At 44.0% G+C, this 17,071-nt stretch carries 17 protein-coding genes; 15 read left to right on the top strand and 2 right to left on the bottom strand.

Annotated elements, in window-relative coordinates:
• Position 1 precedes the first annotated feature (1 nt).
• Complete coding sequence (locus B5X68_RS14110; protein ID WP_082215410.1) at positions 2 to 2,479, bottom strand: PIG-L family deacetylase; 2,478 nt, start codon at positions 2,477 to 2,479, stop codon at positions 2 to 4.
• Between the two features lie 29 nt (positions 2,480 to 2,508).
• Positions 2,509 to 3,135, bottom strand: a complete 627-nt coding sequence (locus B5X68_RS14105; protein ID WP_082215409.1) for a 4'-phosphopantetheinyl transferase family protein — start codon at positions 3,133 to 3,135, stop codon at positions 2,509 to 2,511.
• A gap of 56 nt (positions 3,136 to 3,191) precedes the next feature.
• Here B5X68_RS14105 and B5X68_RS14100 point away from each other — a divergent pair, with 56 nt between their 5' ends.
• From B5X68_RS14100 to B5X68_RS14030, 15 genes are all read left to right on the top strand, one after another.
• Positions 3,192 to 4,874, top strand: coding sequence for a C45 family autoproteolytic acyltransferase/hydrolase (locus B5X68_RS14100; protein WP_082215408.1), 1,683 nt, complete (start codon positions 3,192 to 3,194; stop codon positions 4,872 to 4,874).
• 25 nt (positions 4,875 to 4,899) lie between these two features.
• The gene (gene flxY / locus B5X68_RS14095) at positions 4,900 to 6,162 is read left to right on the top strand and encodes a flexirubin biosynthesis putative acyl-CoA ligase FlxY (protein WP_229208417.1); all 1,263 of its coding nucleotides are present in this window, start codon (positions 4,900 to 4,902) and stop codon (positions 6,160 to 6,162) included.
• Positions 6,163 to 6,196: 34 nt separating this feature from the next.
• The gene (locus B5X68_RS14090) at positions 6,197 to 6,808 is read left to right on the top strand and encodes a hypothetical protein (RefSeq protein ID WP_082215407.1); all 612 of its coding nucleotides are present in this window, start codon (positions 6,197 to 6,199) and stop codon (positions 6,806 to 6,808) included.
• 38 nt (positions 6,809 to 6,846) lie between these two features.
• Positions 6,847 to 7,479, top strand: a complete 633-nt coding sequence (locus tag B5X68_RS14085; RefSeq protein WP_082215406.1) for a hypothetical protein — start codon at positions 6,847 to 6,849, stop codon at positions 7,477 to 7,479.
• Positions 7,480 to 7,612: 133 nt separating this feature from the next.
• Positions 7,613 to 8,338: a YdcF family protein gene (locus tag B5X68_RS14080; RefSeq protein ID WP_229208416.1), complete on the top strand. Its 726-nt coding sequence runs from the start codon at positions 7,613 to 7,615 to the stop codon at positions 8,336 to 8,338.
• Between the two features lie 9 nt (positions 8,339 to 8,347).
• Positions 8,348 to 9,406, top strand: a complete 1,059-nt coding sequence (locus B5X68_RS14075; protein ID WP_082215405.1) for a methyltransferase — start codon at positions 8,348 to 8,350, stop codon at positions 9,404 to 9,406.
• A gap of 50 nt (positions 9,407 to 9,456) precedes the next feature.
• Positions 9,457 to 9,939, top strand: coding sequence for a hypothetical protein (locus B5X68_RS14070; protein ID WP_082215404.1), 483 nt, complete (start codon positions 9,457 to 9,459; stop codon positions 9,937 to 9,939).
• Between the two features lie 25 nt (positions 9,940 to 9,964).
• A complete protein-coding gene (locus tag B5X68_RS14065) occupies positions 9,965 to 10,873 on the top strand; it encodes a hypothetical protein (RefSeq protein ID WP_082215403.1) in 909 nt (302 codons plus the stop codon).
• 2 nt (positions 10,874 to 10,875) lie between these two features.
• Positions 10,876 to 12,018, top strand: a complete 1,143-nt coding sequence (gene darB, locus B5X68_RS14060) for a dialkylresorcinol biosynthesis protein DarB (protein ID WP_082215402.1) — start codon at positions 10,876 to 10,878, stop codon at positions 12,016 to 12,018.
• A gap of 14 nt (positions 12,019 to 12,032) precedes the next feature.
• Positions 12,033 to 12,431, top strand: coding sequence for a flexirubin biosynthesis protein DarG (gene DarG, locus B5X68_RS14055; RefSeq protein WP_082215401.1), 399 nt, complete (start codon positions 12,033 to 12,035; stop codon positions 12,429 to 12,431).
• Positions 12,432 to 12,435: 4 nt separating this feature from the next.
• Positions 12,436 to 13,467: a BtrH-related acyltransferase DarH gene (gene darH, locus B5X68_RS14050; protein ID WP_082215400.1), complete on the top strand. Its 1,032-nt coding sequence runs from the start codon at positions 12,436 to 12,438 to the stop codon at positions 13,465 to 13,467.
• Positions 13,468 to 13,477: 10 nt separating this feature from the next.
• The gene (locus B5X68_RS14045) at positions 13,478 to 14,227 is read left to right on the top strand and encodes an ABC transporter ATP-binding protein (RefSeq protein ID WP_082215399.1); all 750 of its coding nucleotides are present in this window, start codon (positions 13,478 to 13,480) and stop codon (positions 14,225 to 14,227) included.
• Between the two features lies 1 nt (position 14,228).
• Positions 14,229 to 15,506, top strand: coding sequence for an ABC transporter permease (locus B5X68_RS14040; protein WP_082215398.1), 1,278 nt, complete (start codon positions 14,229 to 14,231; stop codon positions 15,504 to 15,506).
• 98 nt (positions 15,507 to 15,604) lie between these two features.
• Positions 15,605 to 15,871, top strand: a complete 267-nt coding sequence (locus B5X68_RS14035) for a phosphopantetheine-binding protein (RefSeq protein ID WP_082215397.1) — start codon at positions 15,605 to 15,607, stop codon at positions 15,869 to 15,871.
• 2 nt (positions 15,872 to 15,873) lie between these two features.
• Positions 15,874 to 17,070 carry a beta-ketoacyl-[acyl-carrier-protein] synthase family protein gene (locus B5X68_RS14030; protein ID WP_082215396.1) on the top strand — a complete coding sequence of 399 codons (1,197 nt, stop codon included), beginning with the start codon at positions 15,874 to 15,876 and terminating at the stop codon, positions 17,068 to 17,070.
• The last annotated feature ends 1 nt before the right edge of the window (position 17,071 follow it).

Below are 17,071 nucleotides of genomic sequence, written 5' to 3'. Positions count from 1 at the left end.
CCTACTTTTTGCCAGCAGATATCATGTTGGCAAAAAGTCGGTAAGCACCCGTAACGCCTGCCGGAAGCTCGCGGAAAAAGGACAGGCCAGTATAAATGTAATGCCCCTTACCATATTGGGCATAGAGTACGCTGCCTTCTTTCAACGTTTCTTCTTTGTCATTGGCTGAAAATAGCGCCTGATAATTTGTTTTGTCCCAGGTTTGTGCAAAATATAACCCGCGTTCCTGGATCCAGCCTTCAAAATCTTTTTGCGTGATTTTGTTTGGATAATTAAGCAAAGGATGTTCTGGTAACAAAAAACGCATTTCTGCATCTTCTTCGGCCACCCGGTCGCGTCCAAGTTCAATGTCATAAGGCCCGATCTGTTTTACTTTTTGCCCACCCGGAATGGTGTATTGCACGACCATCGTCCCTCCGTTTTTTACATAATCCATCAATTTGGATTGGTAATTGGTGAGATAATTTTCTGTGTTATATGCCCTCACGCCAACAATAATAGCGTCATAAATCGACAGATCTTTTGCCAAACCGGCTTCGTTCAGCATGGTAACCTGGCAATCCATTTGCCGTAAGGCCGTTGGGACGTCGTCGCCAGCGCCAGCAATATAGCCGATATTTTTAACGGTCGTTTTTACATCTATTTTCGCCAGCTTGGCTTCTGACGTTGGGAAGATAGTCTGGCTTGGAATGTGCTGGTAGGCAATGGTTCTGATGGATTTATCAAACATTTGTCCATCCACTGTTGCAATCGCTTTCAGTTTCACTTCCTGATTATTAGCTGGCGGAGTAATGATGAATGAGAAATATTGCTGTTGATATTTTCCTTTGAAATCAAAGCTTGCAGACTCGGGAACAGACTTCCAGCCAGCCGGAATTTCAGGCTTAACCGATCCCTTTACATTCTTGCGTTGCGCTTCTACGAGAATGCTAACTGTTTTTGGTTCCAATGAAGAAAATATAAAAACCGGCTCTGTAATGTTTGCCGTCACCGCCGGACGAATTTCAAATGGCCTGTAAATCTCGCCTTGTGCGGGATCGGTACTTTTGTAAATCCAGGGTCTCGAAAACGCAAATTGCTGACCACCAATCTCAAAAACAAACTCGGTAGTGGTTTCAGGCCGGTTTTCGGGGAATCCAATGTCCTGTTGATTATCAATTTGAAACAAACCTTTATCGATCGGTTTTTCCAGCCAATATGGTTGGCTTACTTTCAATTTGGCAGGCAAAACCGGATTCAATGCAAAGGAATTCAGCTCGTTATCTTCCAAGGCCAAATTCAATGTGCTATCCTTTTCTTTGCCAGTCCATTGCAGGGAAATCAGTTTTACAGGATAATCCGATCTTTTGACCACCGCAATCTTAATAGCAGCTGTGTCGCCTGCAACTTGCGAAAAATCGTCGGGATTGGTTTCAAACCAAAGCCCTGCACATTGTAAAATCAGCTCTCTAACCTCCTCTTTTTTTGCTTTAATGTAAATGTTCGTGGAATCAAGCTTATTCAATTCGGTATTGATTTTCAAAAGTTCAGGAACGGATGCGGACGGCTTATTAACAGAAAAATTTTTGATCGCGCCGGTGATCATTGTCTGAATTTTCTCACTTCCTTTCACGCGTTTCCAGGAAACATCAATCCCATCAAAAAGGCCCTTTTGCGCTGTTTCGCCAACTTTGTGCAGGAAATAATCAATCCTGGCGCCACGCTGAGGCGCGCTCCCGAATCCCTGACTCTTATGCTGGCTGCGACTTTCAGCAGCGATTTCTGTATAAGATTTGCCTAAAACCGGGTTATAACCGCCAATTTCGATGGATATGAACGGATTTTTCTCTTCGGTCGGCTGTTTGTTGGTAAAACCCGGCGTGTATGTATTCCAAACTAATCTTTTGGCCTGCCACGGCTTGACAAATTTCAGCTGATCGGGATAAGATTTCGGATCAGCAGCAAGGCTGAATCCCTGTTCTGCAAGAAATGCAGATGTTTGATGATGGCCATGGCCTGCGCGCGGATCAGGTGGGAAACGGGTAATGATTACGTCTGGCTGGAATTTGCGGATCATCCAGATCACGTCACCGAGAACTTTGTCCTTGTCCCAAAAATTCAATGTTTCGTCACGCGTTTTGGAAAAGCCAAAATCATATGCCCTTGAAAAAAACTGCTGCGCTCCGTCAATGCGTCTTGCAGCCAGCAATTCCTGCGTGCGAATGACGCCAATGTTATAACCTTGTTCCGCTCCGATCAGATTTTGCCCGCCATCGCCTCTTGTTAATGATAAATATCCCGTCCTAACCAGCTGATCTTTTGATAAATATGATAACATTAACGTGTTTTCATCATCCGGATGCGCGGCAATGTAAAGCACAGAGCCTAATACATTCAGTTTCTTAATGTTCTGAAAAATTTCACTGGACGATTGCGAAGGAACTTGTGCGGAAAGTCGGAGGGCAAAAAGCAAAAGCAGGCAAGTAAGAAATCGAGGCATATAGGGATTAGGTTTTTGTATTCAAAAATTCAGACAGTCCAGGCCAATAAGTAGTCTTCAAAAGTGTCGTATCGCACTTTGACAGATTCAGTCAGTTGTTCCTTTTGGATAGAAACCTCAATTAATCCATTTTGGTTGCTATGAAAGGGATTTGTAATGATATGTTTTTTCAAGTCCAGATCCGCATCGCCGGCATATTTGAACGCCGCCTCTTTCGCACACCAGATCAAATGCAGCTGAACATTGTCATTCAGGTCAACCCAGTGCTGTTCTGCGTCGTTCAGAAAATAATCCGCGCCTTTGGAAATAGACGGCTTCATTTGCTGTAAATCCACTCCAACCGGTTTGTTATCATGCACATACACACTTGCATAATCGCCCGAATGCGACATTGAAAGCTGTCGGGTGCTATTCTTTATGCGTGGTTTCCGGTTTTCGTCATATTTGATCAGAGGCTGAGAATGTATCATTTCCTGTAACAGAATGCGACATGCCAGCCATTCCTGCTTTCTGCGGTCGGTTTTTTTCTCTTCCAGCGGCAGATATTCAGAATTGGGCAGATTAGCCATTTCTTGCATCTCCTGCCAGCTTTCCGTCATGTGCCACAATCCTAGCGTTGAATCATCCGAAATGCTTTTTATGTAACAGATGGCCATTTATTATTAATTTTGATATTCAACCGCACTTATAAAATTGCAACGCCCGTCTCTTTATGTGGCCCAAAAATAAAGTAACCAGGTCCGTCTTAAAAACCATTGCGATCTTCCTGCTGATCGTAGGAGTTCTTTTTGGGCTGTTTATCTGGCGCATCCGCGTTCCTGCACCCAAGCTTGAAAGTAATAAAACTATCGAAAGTTACAAGCGAATTAAAGTGGGCGAAGACCATTATACGGTCGGAAATTGCTGGCTTAAAAAGAATAAACAAGGCATTTGGGAAATGTATCTCGAAGGAAAACCTTACGAGCGCGGACTGATCTACGGCATTCTTGCAAAAGAACTGATGGAAAAGCAGGAAGTTCATTTTGTGAATCAGATCAGGGAAATGATCCCTAGCAGCATGTTTTTGCAAGTCCTGAAAGGCTTTGTAGGCTGGTTTAACCGGGATATTTACAAATACATTCCCGAGGAAAACCAGCAGGAGATCTACGGAGTTTCACAGTCATTTTCAGAGCAATTCAATTATATCGGCCCCAAATATTATCGCATTCTCAATTATCACGCTGCACACGACATTGGCCACGCACTCACGGACCTGAACATGGTTGGCTGCACTTCTTTTGCGGTTAATAATGCATTAACAAATGATTCGACATTGCTGATCGCACGCAATTTCGATTTTTACATGGGTGATGGTTTTGCAAAGGACAAGCTCATCGTTTTCATGAACCCGGATGAGGGATACAAATTTGCTTCCTATGCATGGGCGGGCCTCACGGGCGTGGTTTCGGGCATGAATGAGAAGGGAATTACTGTTACATTAAATGCCTCCAAATCAGACATTCCGTTCGCTGCGAAAGAGCCTATCTCGATTCTGGCAAGGGAAATCCTTCAATATGCGGGCACCATTGAGGAAGCGACCAAAATAGCGCAAAGGAGCGAGACATTCGTTTCCGAATCATTGCTGATCGGGTCGGCGGCCGATGATAACGCTGCTATTATTGAGAAATCACCTCAGAAAATGGACGTTTTCGAATCGGGTAAAGATTATCTCGTTTGCGCCAATCATTACCAGGGCAAATCATTTATTGGTGACTCTGTGAACATTAATAACATCAAAGACACGGATTCCAAGGCGCGTTTCGATCGTATGAACCAGCTTATGAACAGGTCGTATCCGATGGACGTGAACAAAGCCGCGGCTATTTTACGCGATCAAAAAGGCGTTAATGACAAATTTGTGGGTTATGGAAATTCAAAAACACTGAACCAGCTAATCGCGCACCACGGCATTCTTTTCAAGCCTGAAAAGGGGGAAATGTGGATCTCGACGCCGCCTTATCAGTTGGGAGAATTTATATATTATAATTTGAATGACATTTTCGATCACAATGGCACATTCCAGCCAAAGGATTCTCTCAAAATCCGCCCCGACCCGTTCCTGGCATCTAACGACTACAAAAAGTTTGAGGCTTTTAAGGTTACCAAACAGAAGATCACTAAATATGTGATGCTGGGCATTCCTTTTGAACTTTCGCGGGAAGAAGAAACTGCATTTGTTGCGAACAATCCGGAAAGTTATCTTCCCTATTTGTATTTAGGGGATTATTTCAAAACAAATAAAAACTTCAAAAAGGCAATCAGCTATTACCGGGAAGCATTGAAACGCGATGTGGCTTCCCTTAATGAAAGGAATGTGATCAAAGATAAAATTGCCGAGAGCCAAAAAACCTCCTGATTTTTAGTTATAACCCTGACTCCCAATGACCTTTAATATGATCCGTGAAACGCAGGAGCAAAAATTAAAACACTTGCTGGCTTATGTTTCGGCGCATTCTCCTTATTACCAGAAGGTTTTCCGAAAACATGGCGTGGATGTAGACAGCATTGTTTCGATTGCTGATCTGGCAAAGCTGCCTTTCACAACGAAAGATGATCTGGCGGCTGCAAATGATGATTTTTTGTGTGTTCCAAAAAGCAGGGTTGCGGATTATGTGACAACTTCGGGCACATTAAGCGATCCGGTCGCATTTTATCTTACCGATTCGGACATTGAACGGCTTGCGGATAATGAGTCTGAATCTTTTCGCTGTGCGGATGGCTCGGAGCACGACATTTACCAGCTTATGACCACCATTGATAAGCGTTTCATGGCGGGATTGGCTTATTGGATGGGTGCCAGGAAATTGGGCGCGGGCATGATCCGGGTCGGGCCGGGCGCTCCGTTTTTACAATGGGAGTCGATCCAGCGCTTTTCACCCACGGTTATTATTGCAATTCCCTCATTTATTCCCAGACTGATCGATTATGCAGTTGCCAACGGCATTGATTTCGCTTCTTCCAGCATCAAATCGGTGATATGCATTGGCGAGCCGATCCGCAATCCTGATTTTACATATAATGAACTCGGCAAAAGGATTACTTCCCAGTGGGACGTAAAATTATACTCCACTTACGCATCAACCGAAATGGGTGCGGCCTTCACAGAATGTAAAGCGGGCAAAGGCGGCCATTTGAATGAAGATCTGTTGATTTTGGAAGTAGTTGATGAGCAGGATGTTGTGGTCAAAAACGGCGGGCTTGGCGAAATTGTTATTTCAACATTAGGCGTTGAAGGAATGCCGCTTTTGCGTTATCGCACAGGCGATCTATGCCATGTGCATTACGAACCTTGTGCTTGCGGCCGCACGAGTCCGCGCGTAGGGCCAGTGGTAGGAAGGAAACAGCAGATGATCAAATTCAAGGGGACGACCATCTTTCCGCCTGCCATTTTTGATGTGCTGGATATGGTCCAGGAAATAGAGCTTTATCAGGTTGTGGTTTCGAAAAATGAATTTGGAAATGATGACATCGCGATCCAGCTTCCCGACGAATTGAATACGCCGGTTTTTAGGGAAAAGCTGCATTCTTTGTTCAAATCGCGGCTTCGCGTAACGCCTTCATTTGCATTTATAACCGCTCACGAACTCAACCTCAGAATATACAAACAGGAGAAACGCAAACCTGAAAAATTGATCTATATTTGAAGCTCTATTACCATAAAAAAATAAAATAATTACCATGAAAAAGTTTATTTACGCAGCCGTAATTGCCTTTGCTGCGATCGGAGCAAGTGATTCATTTGCCCAAAGAGTTGATCTGCGAAGTGGCGACGTAGCTGTATTGTCAGGTCAGAAAACGGTTAACATTGAGTACGATTATTCAGAATTCGGAGTTGGTAAATTTGCAACTGAAAAGGAATATCTGGACAAAAAATCAGCGGAATACAATGCAAAGGAAGCTGGCAAAGGCGACACCTGGAAAAAGGCCTGGGTTGATGACCGTAAAAATCGTTTTGAACCCAAATTCGAGGAGCTCTTTAACAAAGGAATGGCAGACAAAGGCCTGCAAGCCGTTCAATCCCGTCCCGATGCGACTTATACATTGATCGTTCGTACCAAATTCGTTGAACCCGGTTTTAATGTGGGCGTGATGCGTAAAAACGCTTATGTAGACTATGAAGTTGACTTGGTAGAATCGGCTAACAAATCTGCGAAAGTGGCTCAATTGAACCTGCGTAATGTTCCTGGCGGACAGTTTGGCGGCTTCGACTTTGATACTGGTGTCAGAATTGCTGAATCTTACGCAAAAGCTGGAAAGTCACTTGCTGCATTTTTGGATAAAAAGCTTTAATAACAATTCATTTCTTACATTTTCAACGCTCTCTTGTTATGAAAAAGTTATTACTCTTTGCATTTGTTCTTTTAAATGCCGGATTTGCATCTGCTGAAAATACAATGGCGGATCTTTTCAACGGCAAAGCGAAGCTTACGTTTCTGGGCCTGGATTTTACGCAGGCCAAATATGTCGGTAAAATCGGTTTTACAGATCCCAGCGCCATCCAGAACCAGCATATGGTGAGCTGGAACAACCTCATAGAAATGGAGCCAAAGAAGTTTTCACTTCAAAAGGCCTTCAACTTAAAAGATGATCAGTACGCTTCGAAAGTGGAGGATATGGTTAAATATAACAAATCAGCCAATGTTGCGGATAACATTACCGAAGCAGAGTCTGTGCTTACGGAAGATCAGGTTAAAAAATCTGTTTCAAAATATTCACTAAGTGAGAAGGATGGCATAGGCGTTGTGTATGTCGTTGAAAGCCTGAGTAAAACAGCTGAAAAACTAACCGTATGGGTTACTTTCATTGACCTGAGCACTAAAAAAGTGCTTTATACAGAGAAAGTGGAAGGAAAAGCAGGCGGTTTTGGCTTCCGGAATTATTGGGCTGGCGGCGTTTATAAGATCAATGAAGCCATTGATTCCAAACTTTACAAAAAATGGAGCAAAACCTACAAGGTGTAAAAATCAAATAGAATTCCTTATTTTTAAAAGTTAGTTCATTACCGATACCAATGCATATTTTTTGTAAGCTGTGATTTGTTCACCATTTCGGAGGACGCTTCACAGCTTACTCTTTAACTGATAACCCATTATCGTGCGGATTTTACCTCTTATTTTCCTGGCGCTCATCACCTTATCGTTATCTGGTTGCGGAAAAATACTCTATCGGTCTGCCGCTAAGGCTTTTAATGAAGGCGTTAAAGAAGCACCTTATGATGCCGTCATTGTTCCCGGATTTCCGCACAACGGCCAGAAATGGGATATGATCCTGCAAATGCGCATTCACTGGGCACATTATCTTTATTCGAAAGGCTACACCAAAAACATCATTTTCTCGGGCTCCGCCGTTGCTACGCCTTATGTGGAAAGCAAAGTAATGGCCAATTATGCGCACGCGCTGGGGGTTCCCCTCGAAAATATTTACACAGAAGAAAAGGCTGAACACAGCACAGAGAACGTATACTATTCTTATCGTCTTGGAAAAGACCTCGGTTTTACAAAACTTGCGCTCGCTACGGATCCTATCCAGACCAGTTACATGCGCAGATTTATCAAGCGGTTTGAACTGCCGATTGGACTGTTGCCCACGGTGATCGACACATTAAAGGTGATGAACCTGTACGAACCGAAAGTGGACCTCAATTCCGCGACACGTAAAGAGTTCGTGAAGCTTTCGGACAGGGAAAATTTCTTCGAGCGGTTCAGAGGGACAATGGGGAGATACATTATCTGGCACGAGGAAGACCTCAAAAAGAAAAAACACAGAAGGAAATTCAAAGACAGAATGATACCCGCCTCCACGGCAAAAAATGAACCATAAAAGTCTATAATGAAAAAAGAATTGTCGGCAATTGACGCCAAGTATGAAGCACAAAAAATAGCATTTGGCCCCATGTATTTCCAGGCGGTTGTAGCGCTTAGAGAACTGGGTATCTTGCAGTTTATCAGCAACAATCGGAAAGGTGTCAGCATTGAGACGATTATTGAAAAAACCGAAGTTTCGGAATACGGCGTAACATTATTGCTGGAAGCCGCGGAAGTGCTCGGTGTGGTTGAAATTGAAGATGAGATTGTAAAAATAACAAAGGTCGGTTTTTTTCTTTTAAAGGACGAAATGACGCGGGTTAACATCAATTTCATGAATGATGTTTGTTATCTCGGGGCAAAAAGCATGACCGAAAGCATCAAAAACGGAAAGCCGGAAGGCTTGAAAGTCCTGGGCGACTGGCCGACCATTTACGAAGGCCTCTCGATCCTGCCCGAGCCCGCGAAGACTTCCTGGTTTGAGTTTGACCATTATTATTCAGACAATGCATTTCCTGAGGCGCTTAAAATTGTGTTCAGGAAAAACCCCAAAATGATTTTCGATGTCGGCGGTAACACGGGTAAATGGTCATTTGCCTGCTGCAAACACGATCCGAATGTTAATATAAAAATTCTGGATCTTCCGGTGCAGCTTAAAGTCGCAAAAGCCAATGCCACGGAAAGGGACTTGCTGGATCGCATTGATTTCCACCCGATTAACTTACTCGACCGTTCGCAGGAAATTCCCCAGGGAGCTGATGTGATCTGGATGAGCCAGTTTCTCGATTGTTTTTCAAAAGAACAGATCATCCAGATCCTTGAAAATGCTTGCAACGCATCTTCCGAAAACACTACGCTATACATTCTGGAACCATTTTTTGATAATCAGGATTATCCTGCTGCCCATCATAGCCTGGTGGCAACATCGCTTTACTTCACGATTATGGCGAATGGAAACAGCAAAATGTATCGCGTTGAAGTGATGAAAGATCTTGCACGCGAGGCAGGCTTTGAAATCGTGGAAACTTATCCATTGATAGGAGATAGCTATCATACCATTTTGGAATGCAGGAAACGGGCTTAGGAACATCAGGTCCGTATCATTTGTTTCAACAATAGTATACGATTAGTTACATGAAAAGATCACTGATTATCATTTTCTCTTGTCTGTTTTCGTTAACTGCTTTTCGGTTTATCCAGTCAGACAAACAAGCGTTTTATAAAGCATTATCCAGCGGAGACGAAGCAGCGATCGACCAGAAACTGGCCGATCTGAGCAAGGAAAAACAATCGCCGCGCATCAATGCATATAAAGGAGCATTGACAATGAAAAAGGCAGGATTCGTAAAAGGGGTGAAAGGAAAAGTGAAAACCTTCAAAACAGGTGCTCATTTGTTGGAAGATGAAATAAAAAACAGTCCGGCAAACACGGAATACAGGTTTTTAAGACTGACTATTCAAGAGCACGCGCCCGGTATTTTGAAATACAATAAACAGCTTGACGAAGACAAGCAGGCAGTAATATCGGGCTTTAATAAGTTGGATAGCGATTTGAAATCTGTTGTTATCGATTATGCAGGGGATTCCAAGGTTTTGAGTGCGGCAGATTTAAAGTGAAGTTAAGCAAAAGGATTATTGATAAATGGGAAAAATACTAGTCGTAAACTACTCACAAACCGGACAGTTGAATGAAATCATCGACCAGTTTTTATCCCCATTCGACCCTGACAGTATTGAACGGCATCAGATCCACCCGGTTACCCCATTTATTTTCCCCTGGACTACCGAGGAGTTTTTTGATAAAATGCCCGAATGTGTGCAGGAAGATACAATTCCTTTGAAACCAATTCCATTTGTGGCCCGGCATTATGATCTGATCGTGCTCGGATATCAGCCGTGGTTTTTGTCGCCGTCGCCTCCTGTGACGTCGCTGCTTAAAGACCCGGATTTCCAATCCATCACGAATGGCACACCTGTTGTTACCATAATTGGGGGAAGAAATATGTGGCTTAATTCACAGGAAAGCATTAAAAACCTGATTAAAAATGTAGGCGGAAAGCTGGTAGGTAACATTCCGCTTATGGACCGCACCTCCAATCTGATCAGCGCTTTTACGATTTTACATTGGATGCTGACGGGTAGAAAAGACAGTAAATGGAATATTTTTCCCCTGCCCGGCGTTAGTGACGAGGATATTAAAAGCGCAGCGAAATTTGGAGCGATTGTGAAGAGTGCAGCAACCAAATCGGATTACAGTAATTTGCAAAAAGAGATTTTGGCGACGGGGTTAATAGCCATCCCTACAGACATTCTGTTTATTGAACAGCGCGCCAAAAAACTTTTCCGGATATGGGCCAGCCTCATCAAGAAAAAAGGAACGACGCCTGCTAAGCGGAAAAGACTAGTCGGTTTTTTCAAATATTATCTCCTTATAGCGTTGTTTATGGTCGCTCCGGTGATTCTTTTCGTATATAATTTGCTGATCGTGCCTTTTACCGGAAATACGATTAAGAAGAAAAAAGAATACTTTTGTGGTGTAGAAACCAAATAATAATGTCAGACGCATATATTACCAGAATTGCCAAGTTTTTGCCGAATGAGCCCGTTTCCAACGATGAAATGGAAGCATATTTAGGGTATATTAATGGGAAACCTTCCAAATCAAAAGCACTTGTTTTACGTAATAACGGCATAAAAAGCAGATACTATGCGCTGCAAAAAGACGGAACAGCCACGCATACCAATGCAGAGATGGCGGCGCTGGCAGTGACAAGGCTTTTTGAAAAAAATACATCAGAAATACAGGACGTGGACTTGCTGAGTTGTGCCACTTCAAGCCCGGATCAGTTGATGCCTTCGCATGGTTCAATGGTGCACGGTTATCTTAAAGATGCCGGGTCTATTGAGGTGGTTTCTCCTTCCGGCGTCTGTTGCGCGGGCATGCACGCGTTCAAGTATGCATATATGTCTGTAAAGCTGGGTGAAAAGCAAAAGGCCGTTGCCTGTGCTTCTGAAAGATTATCTCCCGTTTTACGGTCGGATCAGTTCGAGGACGAGGTGCAACAACTTTTAAAACTGGAAAAAAACCCATATCTGGCATTTGAAAAGGATTTTTTGAGATGGATGCTTTCCGATGGCGCAGGCGCGTTTCTCGTTGAATCAGAGCCTAATACATCGGGCATTTCATTGAAAATCGACTGGATTGAGGGCTGTTCCTACGCTAATGAGCAGGAGGCCTGCATGTATATGGGCGCGGACAAGCTCGAAGATGGCTCCCTGAAAAGTTATAAAGATTTTAAAAGTGAGCAGGTCCAGGAACATTCTGTGTTCAGTATCAAGCAGGATGTGAAGCTTTTGGGAGAAAAAATTGTTAAATTGGGTTTTGCCAAGCTGAAAGATATACTTGTAAGAAAAGGAATCAGCATGGACGAAGTGAGCTATTTTCTGCCCCACTTGTCGAGCTATTTCTTTGAAGGCAAAATTGAAGATTTTTGTAATGAGAATGGTATGCCGATTTCAAAAGAGAAGTGGTATACCAATCTGGTTACCAAGGGTAATGTCGGCTCAGCTTCGATTTATATGATGCTGGAAGAAGTTTTTTACAGCGGCGCGCTGAAAAAGGGTGAAAAAATCCTGCTGGCAGTGCCCGAAAGCTCCCGCTTTTCTTACATGTTCTGTATGTTGACCGTTTGCTGATCCAACTTTGACCTATGAAAAAGGAAGACCTTCCACAAGACCCCGGCGCACTGGACAAATTTACGCGGGAAGTGTGTTATGTCAAAAATGCGGAGGGCAAGTACGAAACTGCTTTGAGCAGAGGTTGGGAGGTAAAAAAGCAGGCTTTGGACAGCGCCTGGGATGATGTGAACGAGCGAATTGAAGAGGCCAGAAAAGCGGTTGCAGGCGGAGAAAAAAGCCCGATCCACTATTTTATGGAACTCAGATTAATGGATCTGCCGGTCCTTTCGGGTTACACCGGATTCTTTCCCTTTTTTATCAAAAGACATTTAAAGCCTTCTGTTTTTAAAGGATTAAGCGATCGCAAATTGGAGAAATATGCCGCCGCATTCGACGTTACATTGCACGAATTGAAAAATTTTAAAGGTTGATCCAGTGAATATTGATAGCCAAACGGATGAATTTCGCCATGTTCAGACGGCGCATTGTGAGAATGGGGTAACTACGGCATTATTGCGCTATCACGGCATGGATTTCATGACCGAACCGCTTGCCTTCGGAATGGGTTCGGGGCTTTTTTATATACAAATTCCTTTTTTAACAGTAAATAATGGGCCGGCTATCTCATTTAGGACGATGCCGGGCGCTATTTTCAAGCGGACTTGCAAGTCGCTGGGTGTGGATGTTACCAGAAAAAAGTTCTCTAATGTTGCCGCAGCCGAAGCGTTTTTAGATCATAAAGTCCGGGAAGGCGTGCCGGTTGGCTGCCAGGTGGGCGTTTTTCACTTGACTTATTTTCCAAAAGAATATCGTTTTCATTTCAACGCACATAACCTGATCGTTTTCGGACAGGAAGATAGCAATTACCTGATCAGCGATCCGGTGATGGAAGACGTTACGACATTGTCAAAGTCGGATTTGAGCCGCGTGCGTTTTGCACAGGGCCCGCTGGCGCCAAAAGGACACATTTATTTTCCTGAGCGGGTAAAACCGGTCACAGATGATGTGATCCGTAAAGGAATTGTAAAGGGAATCCGCCGAAATGTCCGAGATATGCTCAAAATTCCAGGCAATTTCGCTGGTGTAGACGGCATCAGGCACACAGCCGGCCACATTCGTAAATGGCGCGACAAATTGGGATTGAAAAAAGCAAGTCTTTATTTGGGCCAGATTGTGCGGATGCAGGAAGAAATAGGCACAGGAGGAGGCGGTTTTCGTTTCCTGTATGGCGCTTTTCTGGAAGAAGCGTCGGCTTACATGCAGGATGAGCGGTTGTCTGTTATTTCAGAGGACTTCACAAAGGCAGGCGATATGTGGCGTGCAAGCGCAATAAAAATGGCGGGTGTTTACAAAGGTCGCCTTACCGAGCAGAAGGATTTTGATGAAATTGCTGATATGCTGATAGACATCAGAGCCGTAGAAAAAGAAGCGTTTCAAAAGCTGTCACGGCTGAATCTTGGTAATTGAGCACGATAATATGACCGGACCGGTTTGCATTGAAATCCAAAATGTTTCTAAAAAATACAAATCTGCGCAGGAAAACAGCCTCACCGACGTCTCCCTGAACATTGCAATGTCTGACATCTTCGGGCTGCTAGGGCCCAATGGAGCGGGAAAAACGACATTGATCTCTATTCTTTGCGGCATTATCCCACAATCTTCCGGGACGATCAACTTTTACCACGAAAATCAACCTGTTTCCGGGCAGGAACGTAAAAGCCGCATTGGCTTTGTGCCCCAGGAATATGCTTTTTATCAGGAACTCACGCCGCGTCAGAACCTCGATTATTTTGGAGCCATGTATAATCTGGCTAAAATTGATCTTGAAACACGGCGCGAGCATTTGCTGGAAATATTAGGACTTAGCAAGTTTGCGGATAAAAAAGTCGGATCATTTTCGGGCGGGATGAAGCGGAGGGTGAACCTCGCCATTGGCATTATCCACGAACCGGACATCTTGTTTCTCGACGAGCCGACTGTTGGGGTCGATGTGCAGAGCCGCAACGCCATTATCCGTTATTTACGCGAAATTAATAGCACCGGCACAACCATTATCTACACTTCCCACCACATGTCAGAAGCAGAAGAATTCTGCAAACACATTGCGCTCATTGATCATGGTAGGGTTATTGCAAAGGGTGATCTTACTGCCCTGAGAAACGAGCACGAGGTTTCTAATCTGCAATCGTTATTTATCAAACTGACAGGGGAGGAGTATAGAGATTAATATGTTCAAGATTTTTTCATCATTACGCAAAGAATATTTGCTCCTTATTAATGATAAGGTGGGCTTGGCTTTGATGTTTCTGATGCCGCTTTTGCTCGTTTTTATCATTACGATCATTCAGGATAGCGCCTATAAAATGGTCAATGAAAATCAGATCCCATTGTTAGTTGTCAATCACGACGCAGGCGAGGAAGGCGAGAAGCTTGTTGCGCTGCTGACCAAATCGGGGCTTTTCAAAATTGATTCGCAAGACGCTGTTCCCGAAAAATCACTCAAATCGGAATTACTATCGCGCGGTAAGTTAATCGGCCTTTACATTCCCCAAACATTTTCCGCAGGCTTGGAAAGCAATGCGAGCGATGTCAGCAACATTCTCATCGATGACCTGGGGCTGGAACGTGATTCCGTCAGCACAAGAAAGGTGTCCATGCCCACGCTCTCTTTTTATAATGATCCGGTGTTGCAGGAAAATTACAGTTATTCGGTCATGGGCATTATCCAGTCCTACATGAGCGTGATCGAGAATTCGCTGATGATCGACAGAATGTACGCCACGATGGATCTCGGCGGACAATCTGAAAAACTAAAAGATAAAATGATCTCGAACCGCGTGAAGATCAACCAGATCGTGGCCAGTAATAATAATTCCACCGCTATTCCTAACTCTACACAGCATAATGTGCCCGCCTGGACCATTTTCGCCATGTTTTTCATGGTTGTGTCATTGGGAAGCAACATTGTGAAGGAGCGCGTCAATGGCAGTTTTCTTCGTCTGAAAACCATGCCGACGACATTTATGCTCGTAATGTTTAGTAAAATGGCGATTTACGTCATTGTTGCGGTTTTTCAGGTGGCGCTCACTTTCTCAATGGGCATCTGGATCCTGCCGGAACTAGGGTTGCCCAAACTGACAATCCCTTCGAATCTTTTCGCATTCGGGTGCGTGATCCTGATCAGCAGTATGGCGGCCGTAAGTTACGCTTTAATGATCGGCGCTTATGCCCGCACGGAGCAGCAAGCCAATGGTTTTGGTGCTATTTCAATCATTATTTTTGGCGCGATTGGCGGGATCCTGGTGCCGACGTTTGTTATGCCTGGCTTTATGCAGTTTGTCAGCAACTTTTCGCCATTGCATTGGTGCCTGGAAGGTTTCTACATTCTTTTTCTCAAAGGCGGCAGCTGGCAGGAACTGAAAAATGTCTTCGCTTTCCTGGGGATATTTATCCTGATTTGTCAACTTGGTACATATTTTAAGCTAAGGATGGAAAGAATTATTTAAGTTTGAATTCAGAAAAATATTAAACCTTCCGGCTTAATGCTTCTGGCACCTCAATTATAAAAGTAAATAAGCCAGATCACAGGCGATCACCAGTAATTATGGACATAGAAAGCTTAAAACCCATTATCAAAGGTCAGATAGTCCAGTATTTGAATTTGTTAGACATTAATCCACAAGATATTAAGGATGACGAACCGCTTTTTGGCGGTGACCTGGGATTGGATTCGATCGATTCGCTGGAGCTGGTCGTGCTTCTCGAGAGAGAATATGGTATTAAAATAACCAATCCGGCCGAAGGACGGAAAATCCTCGTCGATGTGAACCATATGGCTGAATATATTTTGGCAAATACAAAAACGGCCTGAAAATGAGACGGGTGCTGGTGACCGGAATGGGCATAATTTCTGCCATTGGTGAAAATCTTTCGGAAAATCACGCCAGTTTGCGACAGGGAAAAACAGGCATTTCAAATGCTACCCATTTTGAGTCGCGTTATGCTGCGTTATTGCCTTTTGGTGAATGTGAATGCAGCAACGAGCGCTTGATAGCTTTGTTGAATTTACAAGACAGCAGGGGTTATACCCGAACCGATCTGCTTGCCAGCAAAGCATTTGCCGAAGCGATCGAAGATGCAAAGCTCTCACAGGAACAAATTTCTTCATTCGACACGGCATTAATTTCCGCAACAACCGTGGGTGGAATGTGCCTCACAGATCAACTCTACGAGGACGCTAATCTGAAAACGAGCGGCTCGGAATATCTGGAAGCTTACAGTTGCGCTGCCCACACAATTAAATTGCTGGAAAATTATAAGATCAGGGGTTTTTCTGACACCATTAACACCGCTTGTTCTTCTTCTGCCAATGCCATTTTAATGGGCGCCCGGCTTATCAGGTCGGGAAGGGCCAAACGCGTGATTGTGGGTGGCGTTGACAGTTTAGCCAAATACACGGTTAATGGTTTTAATTCGCTAAAAATTCTCTCTTCCAAAGCTTGCAAGCCTTTTGATGAAAACCGCGATGGCCTCAATCTTGGCGAAGCGGCTGCCTATCTCGTGCTGGAAGCGGAAGACGTTGTTGGTGAAAAAAAGGTCTACGCAGAAGTGGCAGGTTATGGTAATGCAAATGATGCACATCACCCGTCTGCTATGTCGGACGAGGCAACAGGGGCAATTCGTTCCATGCGGGAAGCCGTTGAATCATCAGGCATCAGCTTCGATCGCATTGATTATATTAATGCACACGGAACCGGCACGCCTAATAATGATGAGGTTGAGCTGTTCGGGATGAGCCGGTTATTTTATAAAATACCGCCTTTTAATTCTACAAAATCTTATACGGGTCATACGTTGGGCGCTGCGGGAGCGGTGGAGGCAATTTTCAGTATTTTGAGTATTGTCCACGATGAGATCTTTGCCAGTTTACATGTAGAAACGCCGATGAGCACGCATAGCGCACGGCCTGTTGCTGCACTTGTTTCTGACAAAAAATTGAATTACGCGCTTTCCAATTCTTTCGGCTTTGGCGGAAACTGCACTTCCCTGGTTTTTGGGCGTATCAAGTAAG

This window comes from Dyadobacter psychrophilus, from assembly GCF_900167945.1.
Lineage (GTDB): Bacteria > Bacteroidota > Bacteroidia > Cytophagales > Spirosomataceae > Dyadobacter > Dyadobacter psychrophilus.
Note: the sequence above shows the minus strand (reverse complement) of the source record. Positions and strands in the feature narration are given on the sequence as shown.